The sequence below is a fragment of the Fructilactobacillus sp. X2R6C1 genome, assembly GCF_059901295.1.
In genome coordinates this window covers 1-14,875 of record NZ_JBWXUZ010000001.1, presented here as the reverse complement: position 1 = coordinate 14,875, position 14,875 = coordinate 1, and the positions used below count along the sequence as shown (strand labels likewise).

The following is a 14,875-nucleotide window of genomic DNA, read 5'->3' as shown; positions in this document are numbered from 1 at the left end:
ATTTTAATTTTGTTTTTTCCTCAATACTAATGGTATTAATATAAAAAATGGAATTAAATACATACTACTTAAGAAAAAAATATTATTAATGGGCAACTTTAGAAATGGGCTAATAAAGATTTGTGAAATTCCTACCCCAATATAAGACATCAAACCCACTATTCCATATCCATTATTTCTTGACGTAGGATTCTTTATTTTTGCCATTAGTGAATAATATATTCTAAATATCGACCCATATAAATATCCAAACAAAATGCCGCTAAGATACGACAATATACTTAGATTACTGTAGGAAATAATTGCCATACTAATAATCATCCCTAAAGCAATAATAGTTAACGATTCCCAACTCGAATTAAAAAAGTGTGACCCTTGAGCGATGGAATAAAAAAGCCAAAACAGGAAATAGTAAATACCAACGGATAAATGAAGATGGCTAAAATAAATCGGAAGATAACTTATTATGGTCCCATAAGAGATAGCAATGGCAGTTAGAAACAAAAGTAGAACGGATAACTTTAAAGACATAAATTTAAATGGGACATTATTCGTATGAGTATTATCAGTGATAGTTGTTTGCTTATTAGATATCACCTTTATAACAAGTATTAATAAAAGGATTGCCAAAGCAAGCCAACTAAAAAGTAAAAGTTTAACAGACGACTTATATAATAATTCCGCAATCATTGGGCCAGTTGCTGATGATACAGCAGTGGTTATATTATATAAACCGATATTTTTCCCATTTGTTTTAACATTTTGCGTTTTTGTCAAAAGGTTTAATAATATCGGAGGAATTAATCCAATTCCTATTCCCAATAGTATAGATCCCACATAATAGAATAAGAAATTTTTAAAGAAAAGTAAGAAAATAACATATGTTGCACAAAATGATATGGTTCCAAATAAAAGTCTTAACTTTATTTTCCCTACCGAATGCCATACAGAAAGTCTTACAATTAAGACACTTATTGTAAAAACAAGCAGTATCTTACCAACATCTGAATAAGATTTTGTTAATGAAAAAACAAATATGGGTAACAAAGTGGTCAACATCATAAAGAGTAAATCAACTAAAAAGTTTGAACACAATAAAATTTTATTCATGTTAATTCTCCATTAGTTAAACTTAATATGTTTTCATTAATAGGCTCATAATATAAATTGAAATAAGTATACCGCATTGTTTAAAAGTGTAAGCAACCTAAGTCCACATAATTTAATTTAGACATAATAAAGCCCCACAAGTTGGACGATAAATTCAACTTGTGAGGCTTTTATACTTTCAGGAAATTCCTGAAGGCTATTTTTTTGAACTAATTTACTTTAATTAAACAAATTTTTCAAACTTCTCGTATTTAACCATGATACCGAGTTATTTGACCCGATGTTTTAAATCATGAAGTGCCAAAGCCATTGCTGAAGCAATAAAGCCAAGACCGATTAACTCGAGAATTAACGAGTCGTTCTCACCAGTTTGTGGCAAGTTCTTGGAATTCTGCTTAGCATTCTTTTCTGAAGAATTGAAAGCCTGGTGAATGGCTTGCGTACTTTGCGGTTCGACTACTTGACTACCGTTCTGCTTCGTTGAAGCTTCTGGTGTACCGGTCTGACTGCCATTATTTGGAACTACCGCAGATCCACCATTGTTAGTTGGTTGACCTGGCATGACAGAATTGCCACTTGGTTGATTTGGAGTTACCGAACTGCCACCATTACCGTTTCCACCGTTATGACTTGGTGTAATCGGGTTAGTGCCGTTACCACCATTGTTGCTTGGGTGGTTCGGGGTTGGTGCATTCTTAGCCAAAACCGTGACCGTTACTACCAATGTGTCCCCGTTTGAAGCGGTAATGATAACTTTGTATTGACCAGGAACTTGGTTATTAACTTTCGAGGTGTCAATGCTTGTGATCGTTGCTTCCGTACCATCAGCGTTAGTTGCTCTAGCACCGTAGGCAGCGGCATTGGTAGGAACTAGATCACCAACGTGAATGGTAATTCCGTGACCTTCAAGACTCGTCTTATCCGCTAAGACGGTCACCGTTACTACTAGTTTCTTGCCATTTGATGAAGTAATGGTGACTGGATATTGACCCGGCACCTTATTATTAACCTTGGAAGTATCGACGTTAGTGATACTTGCTTCTGTACCGTCTGTGTTAGTGGAACTGGCACCATAAGCTTGTGGGTCAGTTGGGACCTGGTCGCCAACGTAAATGGTTAATCCGTGTCCCACTAACGTTGCTTCGTCATGGAGCACTGTAACCGTGACACCCAGTTTTTCACCGTTGTTGGCAGTAATCGTTACTGGATAAACGCCAGGAACTTCATTGTTTACTTTAGATACGTCAATGTTTGTAATCTGGGCTGGATTGCCGTCGTAATCAGTTGCTTGAGCACCGTAAGCTGCTGGGTTGGTTGGAACTTTTTGACCAACGTAAATCTTGATGTTGTTAGCACTTAAGCGCGTGTGATTCTTCAAGACAGTGACGGTCACGGTGATACTTTCACCGTTATCTGAAGTAATGGTGACCGGGTAATCACCAGGAACTTGGTTATTAACCTTCGAAACGTCAATCTTGGTAATTTTGGCGGGTTTCCCATTCTTGTAGGTTGCTTTAGCACCATATGCACTTGGCCACGTTGGAACCTGTCTCCCAATTCTGATGCTGGTTCCATGAGCGGCAATGCTAATCCGACTCTTAACGACCGTGACGGTGACACCTAGTGTCTCACCATTGTCAGCGTGAATCCAAACTGGATAAACGCCAGGAACCTCATTGTTTACCTTCGACACATCAATCTTAGTGATTTTAGCCGGATTGCCATCATAATCAGTTGCCTTAGCGTCATAAGCAGCTGGGTCGGTTGGAACCTGGTCGCCAGTATAGATGGTCAGGTTATGCGCACTTAAACTCGTGTGGTTAAAGAGCACGTGAACGTAGACCGTCTTGGTTAAACCGTTTGACGCACTGATAACAACCGGATAATCTCCCGCTTTAGTGTTATTGACTTTGGAAGTGTCAATCCCAGTAATTGCTGCTGGACTGCCATCTGGGTTCAGAGCGGTCGCACCATAGGATTTAGCGTCGTCTGGAACGGCTTGCCCAATTCGAATACTGATATCGTGACCGGTAACCGCATCAGCGGGAATGGGAACAACGGTGACGGTTCTATTGAGTTGCGGACCATTAGGATCACTAGTACCCATTATTATGACGTGATAAGTCCCTGGCTTGTTGGCATCTACACCACCATAGACACCCCAAATGGCCATGCTAGGCCATGTTGGGTTTCCCATAATTGCGTCATAACTATCTGGATCGGAAAAATCAATATTAGTTGGATTTCCTTGATAGACGACAAGATTATTAGCGGTAAAATTAACCACTTGGACAATTCCAGTGGTCCAAACACTTCCATCAGAAAGGGTGAAACCATATTTGTATGTTCCAGGAACCTCATTATTAACATCTGAAACATCGATGGAAGTAACCGTTAATGGAGTGCCATTTACACTAGCAGTAATACTGTAGTCAGCGGGATCAGTCGGAACTGGCTGGCCTTTCATAACATCAATGGCACCCGCCGTTATGTTATAAACCTTGTCACTTAACTGAACGTTTTTAGTCGTTTGTTTTGCTTGTTGATTAATTACCACCGGTTGGTTAGTCTGAACGTTATTAGTGGTTTTCGGTGCTTGCTTTTCTGGAGCAACTACTTGTTTATTAAAATTGGCACCTTGATTATCAGTTTTTTGACTAGCTTGATTAGCGGGTGCTGGGGCAGTCTTTTGGTCAGTTGCGTTTTGTTGGCCGTTATTTGGCTCTGGTTGAGTCGATTGATTTTTGCTTTGCGCATTGTTCTGACTAGCAGTGGCTTGGTTGTTAGTCGGTTGTGAATTTGTTTGAGCTGCTCTTTCGGTTTGACCGTTACCATTCTTCGATGACGATTGGTCCACCTGCGCAGTGTTAGTCGTCGGTTTAGATGAATCAGTTTGTCCTGGTTGAGCACTGACCATTGGAGCTATCCCAGTGGTCTGATTAGTATTAGCTTGAGCCGCATTATCCTGCGTTTGAGTTATGGCTGGATTCGACTTACTTTGATTTTCTGGTTGCGATTGAGCAGACGTCGTGACTAGGTCACCCTTTACTGGTTGACTGGACGCTGCTTTTTTAATAATTTGTATATTGTGATTATTATTATTAGATTGACCGTTGGTATCAGCGCTTGCGCCAACCGTCAATCCTCCGACGGTAGCGACGGTCACAATGGCTGCGACCATCCACCGCTTTCCGGCTTTATACATCTTGTAATGTTTCTTGGTATTGTTCTGCATAAGGTTTCCCCTCTCGTTCTAAAATACATCTTGTGAATTATCAGAATATATAGTAAAACTGCTGTTTATATATTCACAATCAACATTGTAAACATGATGATGTCGGCATTCAACCCTTTAATATGTTTCACAATATCTGTAAAATGTACTAGCAAAGAGGGGTTATAAAATAATAATTACTACGTAAAAACAGCGTGCAAAATCTAGTGACCCATGAGTTTTATCGAATTTCCGATATTTAAATTTTCTCTTACGAATGGTTAGTCAATTTATCATTGATTTACCGGTGATTATAGCTAATCTTGTCAAAAAACATTTCTTATTTAATTGATTGATTAAAATAACATGAACCTTATCCAATCGTTCACAATTTATCTACTGTCAATTCTTTTTTTGACCGATTTTGGGGGAGTAAAATTCACAAAAATATTTTCAAAATTTTTTTATTCCCGCACCAAATTAATTTTAAAAGTTTTATTAAACCCGGCTTTTGTTAAATAGCTTTCCATAAATTAGCCACAAAAAAATGGTCAACATCCATTTCATAGATGTCGACCATTCAATTTAAAGCTTATTTGGTTTCTTTTTTATCTTTAAACCATTTCCCTAATCCAAAGATACCAAGAATTGAAAGTAACATAATTCCAATAACACTTAGGAAACTGTTATCTTCTTGACCAGTTTGTGGCAACTCACCCTTCTTATTAGTGTTGGTTGCATTTTCCTTAGCTTCATTAGTCCCATGTTTTTGTGACTTAACATGGGTATTACTTTCTGAAGTAGAGGATTCTGGGGCGGTTGTTTCTGAAGAATTCGAGTTGTTCTTATTTGAACTTCCATTACTTTCAGGAACCGCATTGCCATTGTGATCATTTGGTGTCATTGTACCATTTCCACCATTGTTGTTTGGTGTGTTTGGTTCAACGTTGTTCCCACTTTCACCATTGTTTCCATTAGTTGGATTCTCTGGTTCCGTTGGGTTTCCACCATTGTGGTCCTCCGGATGATTTGGCGTTGGGCTAGTTTCACCTGTCTGTTCCTTAGAATAGATAACTTTTTCTGTTCCCATCTCATCTGGACCGATGGTTCCATTGACGACCGCTTGATCGGGAGTCATGTCGGTAACACTTGGTGATTTAACACTATAAGTATTGTCATCACTCGTCCAATCGTTCCATGTGACTTCACCAGTTACCAAATCTTTGGTTCCAGTTCGAGTGAAGTGAGCCGTAATCGTCTTTGATGGTGCTACTTGGTTACCATTTTGATCAACATAATGAATGGTAACCTGACCAGTTGTCTGATCTGTTACTGCTTGGGTATTATGCGTGTAAACAACATTTACTGAATCATACTCATTTGGAGTAATAGTTCCGCTAACTGAGTCCTTATCAGGAGTCATGTTAGCAATTTCTGGTGAGGCAACGTTGTAAGTATCACTTCCATCGCTCATCCATGGTCCCCAGGTAAGTTCACCCGTTGCAAAGTCCTTCGTCCCATTTCGAGTGAATTTAACGGAAATAGTCTTTGAAGGTGCCACTTGGTTACCATTTTGATCAACATAGTGAATGGTTCTTTGACCAATTGCATTACCAGTTACTGAAGCCGTGTCATGGGTGTAGTAAACATTAATTGTATTATTTTCCCCACGAACAACGTTTCCAATAACTTGATATTTATCGGGTACCATGTTGTAAACCTTAGGTGAATCAACATTGTAATGAGCATCATCACTCGTCCAATCATTCCAAGTAACATCATTCGTTACTAAATTCTTAGTCCCAGTCCGGGTGAAATGACCAGTAATAACCTTTGATGGTGCCACTTGATTACCACCAGTTTTGTCAATGTAATTGATGGTTGTTTGACCAGTAGCTTGCTCACTTACTTCCGTAGTGTCGTCAGCATAAGTAATATTTATTTCACTGTTATCATTTGGGTTAATCGTTCCGATAACTGATTTCTGACTAGGAGTTCTGTTAGGAACATTTGGCGATGTCACGTCGTAAGTGTTGTCAGTACTTGTCCAATCGTTCCAAGTAACTTTACCAGTTACCAAATTCTTAGTTCCAGTCCGAGTAAAGTGGGCAGTAACTGTATTCGATGGGGCAACCTGATTGCCATTTTGATCAACATAGTTAATGGTTACTTGCCCAGTGGCTTCATCCTTTAAATCTTCAGTATTATCAGTGTAAACCACTTTTGTTGAACCATTTTCGTCAGGATTGATGGTTCCACTGACTGAATCCTGACTAGGAGTTCTGTTAGGAACACTTGGTGATGGAATGTCATAAGTGTTATCGGTACTTGTCCACTTATCCCAGCTAATAACCTTATTTGTCAATGGATCTCTTTGACCAGTCCGGGTGAAGTGCGCGGTGATGACCTTATCTGGTTGGAGGGTATTACCATTTTGATCAACGTAATGAATGGTAAATGTTCCAGTGGTTGAGTCTGTAACTTCTTGACTAAGAACGACTGTGACACTCACCGTCTTATAACTCGTCAATCCTTTCGAATTGGTTGTCTTATAAGTCACGTTATAGACACCAGCCTGCTTGTTAGCAATGGCTTCTCTTAAAGCGGCATCATCGGAGATTTCAACTTTATCGCTGGTTCCGTCTTGAACATCACTTGAACTTACACCATCTAACAGGTAACTGTCCAAATTATCAATGTTGAAGGTGTCAGCATTTAATGACTTATCACTGGCCGTGATGGATGGGAAGAAACCTTGTTGGTCATTAGTTTGGTAAACAAAACCCATGGGAATACTATTATTTCTCGAAGTTCCCTGATCATCATGATAACCAAAGTTAACGGAATATCTGCCACCAGTATTTGGAGCAATAAAATTACCAGTAAACTGTAAGTATTGAATGGTTACCCCATCTGGGAAAGTAATCGATAATCTAGCATGGTTCGCATCAATTTGGTCAACTTGAACCTGAACGCCAGGCAAAACCTGTCTTAACTGATCTAACGTAATCCACTGACCAGCATACTGTCCGGCCCATCCAGGTGTATAAGGAGTTCCTGCCTTAGGAATTCCAAACCGAAGTCCGTTTAAATCAAACGAAGCCCCGTCACCCTGAATGTCAACGGTCCAGGTTCTGCCAGTTAGGTTATTTAGATTAGGGTCTGGATCTTGATTGGGATAAAGGATATTAGTAAAGCTAGGTTGATCACCCTTGGCTGGATCATAGATTGCATCACCATAAGTAGGAACTGAAATCGGATTATTAGCAGTAGGTCCATCATAATTTGGACCAACACCAGCAAATCCAACTCCACCTATTCCTGCTCCCAAGTTGGGTGCCTGAACACGGTCAGGTGATGGTTGATTATTATTAGAAGCAACGTATCCATAGTAAAATTTGTTTATCAAATAAGTGGAATTACCCTGCTGAAACTCAGTTGAAAAGTTAACTCCAACTAGTGGAACAGTTGGGTCAGCTTGAAACGGAATGTTCAAAGTAAACGAGAACGAACCCGTTGTAAAAGCAATATTCTTATCGAAAATGTAATAAGCTTGACCCGTGTTAGGATCAAATTCTAAGTGACCATATTCCGATCCACCAGTCATTGTAATTTTATTCCAATCAATAACCTTTTTCATCATGACATCACTACCCGGATCAGTACTGTTGGCAATGTTAAAGACGATTCTGTCACCAGCATTGATGGTAGCGTCAGCATCGGTAATATTAATGTCGGTTCGAACTGACATACTCCCAAACTGGTTAAAGTTAGTATTGTCCGGAGATGCGTCACTTGTGATGTTGATACCTTTTGGTAACGTACTACTGTCACTAGTGGTATCAGCATTCATTTGTTGATTACTTCTTACAACATCAGGATTAGGCTGATTGGCCCTTTTGGCGTCATCATTTTTAGCCTGCTTAGTATCATCTGGTTTGGCTTGGGTATCAGTTCCTTGATCCTTCTGATTATCAGTTTTTGTCTGATCAGTTTGTGAATCGGATTTAGCTGTTGCATCATTTTGGTTTGATGAATCCTGGGTCTGATTTTGATTATCAGAAGTATCACTTGGTTGGTTCTCAGTCTGCTTCTTTACATCACTGGACTGGTCAGTCTTCGATTGATCAGTTTTACTATCTTGTGATGATTGCTCAGTTTTCTGGTCCTGAGGTGCTTGATTAGAATTATTCGTGGATGATTGTGATTCTTGTTTACTATCATCCTGTTTCGACTGGTCATTTTGCGTCTGAGTTTGTGAATCAGTCGCTGGTTGAGTTGCTTGATCCGCCTGCTTTTGCGAATCAGCTGTTTGACTCTGGTTATCCTTTGTCTGACCATCTGTTGCACTGACAGCTTGGTCTGAACTACTTGGGTTCGCATCATTTTGACTAGATGACGTAGTACCCGGTTGCGTCGCCGTACTCGTCTGGTCTGCTTTTTGTTCAGACGGAACGGCTCCTGCATTGGCCTGCGTTGAAGTGGTGTCAGCACTTGCCCCAAGCGTCATTCCACCGATTGTAAAAGTGGTGACAAGGGCAGCAACCATCCAACGTTTCCCAGACTTATACATCTTAAAACGTTTCTTTGAATCCCTAAACATAAATAAACACTCCTTAGTACCCTGGCGGTTACAAAATAATAAATCACAAACTATACTTATTATTCATTATTACGGAGACTCATTATACATAAAAAATACGATAACTCAATCATCTTGTTTAGCAAACTCGTCAATTAGTTAGGTAATTTCAGTTGTGAATTTTTAAGCCTAAATCTCACTATGCTAGTGCCGACACGTTTTCAGCAATTTATTCATTTCTTAATAAATTGCTGAATTTTTTAATTATTAAAAATATATAAAAAAGGCTAACACCCAAAATGGATATTAGCCTTTAAACTTATTAATCTCGCTTAATCTTTAAATCACAAACTGACTTACTTGGTTTCTTTTCGGTCTTTAAACCATTTTCCTAAGCCAAAGAAGCTGAGAAGTGACAGAAGCATGGTTCCGATCAGGCTTAAGAAGCTATCAGAACTTTGACCAGTTTGTGGTAACGTCGTCTTCTTTTCAGACTTTTTAGCTGGCTTAGCTGCTGGAGCTTGCTTTGCTTTGGGCTTAGCTGGTTGAGCCGGTGCTTTAGCAGGAGTTTGTGGGGCCTGCTTTGCCTTCGGAGTTTCCGGTTGTGCGGCCGGAACTTCCTTTGGTGCACTTGGCTTAGTTGGTTCCGGTTGTGCTGAAGGTTTCTCTGGTTTATTTGGAGCTACCGGAGTTGATGGTTCAGCATTCTTCACATAATGAATTGGGGTATCTTTTCCTAAATCATTGTGATCAATCGGATATGGTGTGCCAGGGACCAACTTGTTCCCGTTCTTATCAACTGGAGTGTATCCAGGAATGTCAGGGATAATTGGATTACCGGCATCACTTGGGTTGTTTGGATCATTTGGATAAACGATCGGGTGACTGCCCGGAACATCAGGAACTAAGTGACCTAAGGCGTAGTAAACGACCGTTACTTCGGAGTCGTTAGAATCAGCGTTAACCGTTGCTTGTCCAACTGAAGCAGTGTTGGTGTAGTAACCATTGATAACTGGCGAGTTAACCCCACTCAAGACGTCACTCTTAGTCGTCCATGCACTGTAAGTTACCTTACCAGTAACTTGATCAAACGTTGCCGTTCTAGTAAAGGTAGTTGATTGAACCACATCATCAGCTAACTTGTTACCATTCTTATCAACGTAGTGAATGGTTCTAGTAACGTTCTTAGTGAGATCAGTCTTACTAGTTCCGTCAGGATACTTTGGTCCAGTTGGGTTGTTTGGATCCACTGGTTGACCTGGAGTTCCTGGATTGTCTGGCGTAACTTCCTTAGTCTTGTGTTTGAGCACAACCGTAAAGGTTGGGCCATCAGTATTAAAGGTAAAGCCATCCGCAGGGTATCCGTCGGATACTAATTCATATCCTTGCGCTTCTAGTTTAGCGATTTCATCTTTCGTACTGTAATCGGCCTTGCTACCAAACTTACCGTTAACGGTATCACTAGTGATAAGGGCATTACCTTTATCCTGATCCACGTAATTAATGTGAACGACTTCATCGTTAGCGTTGTAGGTAACCGTGACACTTGAATCTGGTGTGTCGGCCGTTGCAGTTTCAGAACCAACACTTGCCTTATCAGGTGTGTATCCCGTAATGGTTGGGGAAACAATTGAACCGAAGACAGCGTTCGTTGACGTCCAGTTACTGTAAGTTACCTTACCCGTTACTTCATCAAAGGTGGCCGTTCTGTTGAACGTAACCGTTTCAATGCGATCATCTGAAGCCTTGCTACCATCAGCGTAAACGTAGTGCACCGTTCTGGTAATGGTCTTAGTCAAGTCGGTCTTGCTAGTACCATCTGGATACTTCGGTCCCGTTGGGTTGTTAGGATCCACTGGTTGACCTGGGTTTCCTGGGTTATCTGGCGTAACTTCCTTGGTCTTGTGTTTCAAAACAACCTTGAAGGTTGGGTTATCAGTATTGAAGGTGTAACCATCACCTGGGAAGCCATCGGATACTAATTCGTATCCTTGGGCTTCTAGTTTAGCGATTTCGTCCTTCGTACTGTAATCCGACTTAGAACCGAACTTCCCGTTCAAGCCATCAGTATGAATAACCTTGTTACCATTGTCTTGATCGATGTACTCAACTTGAGCCTTTTCATCGTTGGCGTTGTAGGTAACCGTAACAGATCCGTCCGGTGTGTCAGCAGTGGCAGTTTCGGAACCAACACTTGCCTTATCTGGGGTGTATCCCGTAATTTCAGGAGAATCAATTGAGCTAAAGACCGCATTCTTAGTAGTCCAGTCGCCGTAACTGATAATCTTGCCGGTTACTTGATCAAAGGTTGCAGTTCGAGTGTAGGTAACTGTCTCAACTTGATCGTCAGCAGCTTTACTACCATCAGCGTAAACGTAGTGGATGGTTCTTGTAATGTTCTTAGTCAGATCATTTACACTAGTTCCATCTGGGTACTTCGGTCCAGTTGGATTATTTGGATCAACTGGTTGTCCCGGTTGACCAGGGTTATCCGGTGTAACCGTCTTCATCTTGTGTTTCAAAACAACGGTAAAGGTTGGATTGTCAGTGTTGAAAGTAAAGCCATCCGCAGGGTATCCGTCGGATACTAGCTCGTAGCCCTGAGCTTCTAGTTTAGCAATTTCGTCCTTCGTAGTGTAACCAGACTTACTACCAAACTTACCAGTTAAAGCATCGCTATAAATAAGCTTGTTACCTTCGTCTTGGTCGACGTAGTTAACTTGTGCTTTTTCTTCGTTAGCGTTGTAAGTAACGGTAACACTTCCGTCAGGTGTATCAGCGGTGGCAGTTTCAGAACTAACACTAGCTTTATCAGGGGTGTAGCCCGTAATGGCTGGTGAATCAATTGAGCTAAAGACCGCATTCTTAGTAGTCCAGTCGCCGTAGCTGATAATCTTGCCAGTAACTTGGTCGAAAGTTGCCGTTCTTGTAAACGTAACCGTTTCAACTTTGTCATCGGAAGCTTTGCTGCCATCAGCATAGACGTAGTGAATCGTTCTGGTAATGTTCTTAGTCAGGTCATTTACACCAGTTCCATTAGGATAATGAGGTCCATCTGGATTATTTGGATCCACTGGTTGTCCTGGGTTGCCAGGGTTGTCCGGCGTAACCGTCTTGGTCTTATGCTTAAAGATAACTTTGAAAGTTGGGTTGTCGGTATTAAATTCATACCCATTTGGATAACCGTCAGTGACTAATTCGTAACCTTGAGCTTCTAGTTTAGCGATTTCATCTTTCGTACTGTAGCCTGACTTAGAACCAAATTTACCAGTTAAGTTATCAGTCGTGATAACCCGGTTGTTGTCATCTTGATCAATGTACTGAACGTGAGCCTGTTCATCGTTAGCAGTGTAGGTAACCGTATCAGTTGAATTCTCTGAATTAGGGGAAGTGGTGAGTGAACCAACCGTTGCTTTATCAGGAGTGTATCCTGTAATTTCAGGAGAATTAATTGCACCAAAGACGGCATTCTTAGTAGTCCAGTCGCCGTAACTGATGATCTTACCAGTAACCTGGTCAAAGGTTGCCGTTCGAGTGTAGGTAACCGTCTCAACTTGATCGTTAGCGGCTTTACTACCGTCAGCGTAAACGTAATGAACCGTTCTGGTAATGTTCTTAGTCAGATCATTTACACCAGTTCCATCTGGGTATTTTGGTCCAGTTGGATTATTTGGATCAACTGGTTGTCCCGGTTGACCAGGGTTATCCGGTGTAACCGTCTTGGTCTTATGTTTAAAGATAACTTTGAAAGTTGGGTTGTCGGTATTAAATTCATACCCATTTGGATAACCGTCAGTGACTAACTCGTAACCCTGACTTTCTAAATCAGCAATTTCAGCTTTAGTAGAGTAATCCGACTTAGAACCAAACTTACCGTTTAAGCTATCAGTTTTAATAACTCGGTTGCCGTCGTCTTGGTCAATGTATTGAACACGAGCCTGTTCTTCATTGGCATTGTAGGTAACGGTTACAGATCCGTCTGGCGTGTCGGCTGTGGCAGTTTCGGAACCAACACTTGCTTTATCTGGAGTGTAGCCCGTGATTGCTGGAGAATCAATTGAGCTAAAGACAGCGTTCGTTGAAGTCCAGGCACTGTACGTTAACTTGCCAGTTACTTCGTCAAAGGTGGCCGTTCTGGTGAAAGTAACGGTTTCTACTTGATCATCAGCGGCTTTACTACCATCAGCGTAAACATAGTGAACGGTTCTTGTAATGTTCTTAGTCAAGTCATTTACGCCAGTTCCATCAGGATACTTTGGTCCAGTTGGGTTATTTGGATCAACTGGTTGACCTGGTTGTCCCGGATTATCTGGCGTAACCGTCTTCATCTTGTGTTTCAAAACAACGGTAAAGGTTGGATTGTCAGTGTTGAAAGTAAAGCCATCAGCAGGGTATCCGTCGGATACCAACTCGTAGCCCTTAGCTTCTAAAGTGGCAATTTCATTTTTGGTTGAGTAACCAGATTTACTACCAAACTTACCAGTTAAGTCATCAGTATGAAGAACGGCATCACCGTTATCTTCGTCAACATAGTTAACTACGGCTTTTTGTTCGTTTGCATTGTACGTAACGGTAACACTTCCGTCAGGTGTGTCAGCTGTGGCAGTTTCAGAACTAACACTAGTCTTATCAGGGGTGTAGCCCGTGATTGCTGGAGAATCAACTTGTCCAAAGACAGCGTTCGTTGAAGTCCAGTTACTGTAAGTTAACTTGCCAGTTACTTCGTCAAAGGTGGCCGTTCTGTTGAAAGTAACGGTTTCTACTTTGTCATCTGCGGCTTTACTACCATCAGCGTAAACGTAGTGAATAGTTCTCGTAATTGACTTGGTTAAGTTATCTTTACTAGTTCCATCAGGATATTTTGGTCCCGTTGGGTTATTTGGATCAATTGGTTCACCTGGGTTTCCTGGGTTGTCAGGGGTAACCGTCTTCATCTTGTGTTTAAAGATAACTTTGAAAGTTGGGTTGTCGGTATTAAATTCGTACCCATTTGGATAACCATCAGTGACTAATTCGTAACCTTGGGCCTCTAAGCTGGCAATTTCGTTCTTTGTACTGTAATCAGACTTAGAACCGAACTTACCGTTTAAATTGTCAGTTTTAATAACCCGGTTACCATCATCTTGGTCAATGTATTGAACGTGAGCCTGTTCATCGTTAGCAGTGTAGGTAACCGTATCAGTCGAGTCGGTTGAGTCGGCAGTAGTAGTTAGAGCACCAACGGTTGCCTTGTCAGGAGTGTATCCTGTAATTTCGGGCGAATCGATTGAATCGAAGACCGCGTTCTTAGTAGTCCAGTCGCCATAACTGATAATCTTGCCAGTAACCTGGTCGAAGGTTGCCGTTCGAGTGTAAGTAACCGTCTCAGTACGATCATCGGAGGCTTTACTACCGTCAGCGTAGACGTAGTGAACCGTTCTTGTAATGTTCTTAGTCAAGTCATTTACACCAGTTCCATCTGGGTACTTTGGTCCAGTTGGGTTATTTGGATCAACTGGTTGACCTGGTTGTCCCGGATTATCTGGCGTAACCGTCTTAGTCTTATGCTTCAAAACAACGGTAAAGGTTGGATTGTCAGTGTTGAAAGTAAAGCCATCAGCAGGGTATCCGTCGGATACCAACTCGTAGCCCTTAGCTTCTAAAGTGGCAATTTCATTTTTGGTTGAGTAACCAGATTTACTACCAAACTTACCAGTTAAGTCATCAGTATGAAGAATGGCATCACCGTTATCTTCGTCAACATAGTTAACTACGGCTTTTTGTTCGTTTGCATTGTACGTAACGGTAACATTTCCGTCAGGTGTATCAGCGGTGGCAGTTTCGGAACCAACGGTCGCCTGATCAGGGGTATAACCGGTAATGGCTGGTGAATCAACCGAACTAAAGACATCATTGTCAGATGTCCAAGCACCATAAGTTATCTCACCAGTTACTTCATCAAAGGTGGCGGTTCTGTTGAACGTAACCGT

The 14,875-nt window shown here is 41.1% G+C and carries 4 protein-coding genes; all 4 read right to left on the bottom strand.

The annotated features are described in order from the left end of the window. Positions 1-3 precede the first annotated feature (3 nt). A complete protein-coding gene (locus AC6UDF_RS00020) occupies positions 4-1,110 on the bottom strand; it encodes an MFS transporter (protein WP_500706131.1) in 1,107 nt (368 codons plus the stop codon). 268 nt (positions 1,111-1,378) lie between these two features. After that, positions 1,379-4,345 (bottom strand): bacterial Ig-like domain-containing protein, encoded by a 2,967-nt coding sequence (locus AC6UDF_RS00015; RefSeq protein ID WP_500723706.1) that lies wholly within the window; start codon positions 4,343-4,345, stop codon positions 1,379-1,381. A 571-nt stretch (positions 4,346-4,916) separates the two neighbouring features. Beyond that, a complete protein-coding gene (locus AC6UDF_RS00010; protein ID WP_500723704.1) occupies positions 4,917-8,927 on the bottom strand; it encodes a mucin-binding protein in 4,011 nt (1,336 codons plus the stop codon). Between the two features lie 335 nt (positions 8,928-9,262). Beyond that, positions 9,263-14,875 (bottom strand): mucin-binding protein (locus AC6UDF_RS00005; protein ID WP_500723701.1); only part of this gene is annotated, 5,613 nt, incomplete at its 5' end.

What these genes read in the sequence shown, in the direction of transcription:
- AC6UDF_RS00010 (WP_500723704.1), bottom strand. Translation starts at nt 8,927, where the DNA reads ATGTTTAGGGATTCAAAGAAACGTTTTAAGATGTATAAGTCTGGGAAA.
- AC6UDF_RS00015 (WP_500723706.1), bottom strand. Translation starts at nt 4,345, where the DNA reads ATGCAGAACAATACCAAGAAACATTACAAGATGTATAAAGCCGGAAAG.
- AC6UDF_RS00020 (WP_500706131.1), bottom strand. Translation starts at nt 1,110, where the DNA reads ATGAATAAAATTTTATTGTGTTCAAACTTTTTAGTTGATTTACTCTTT.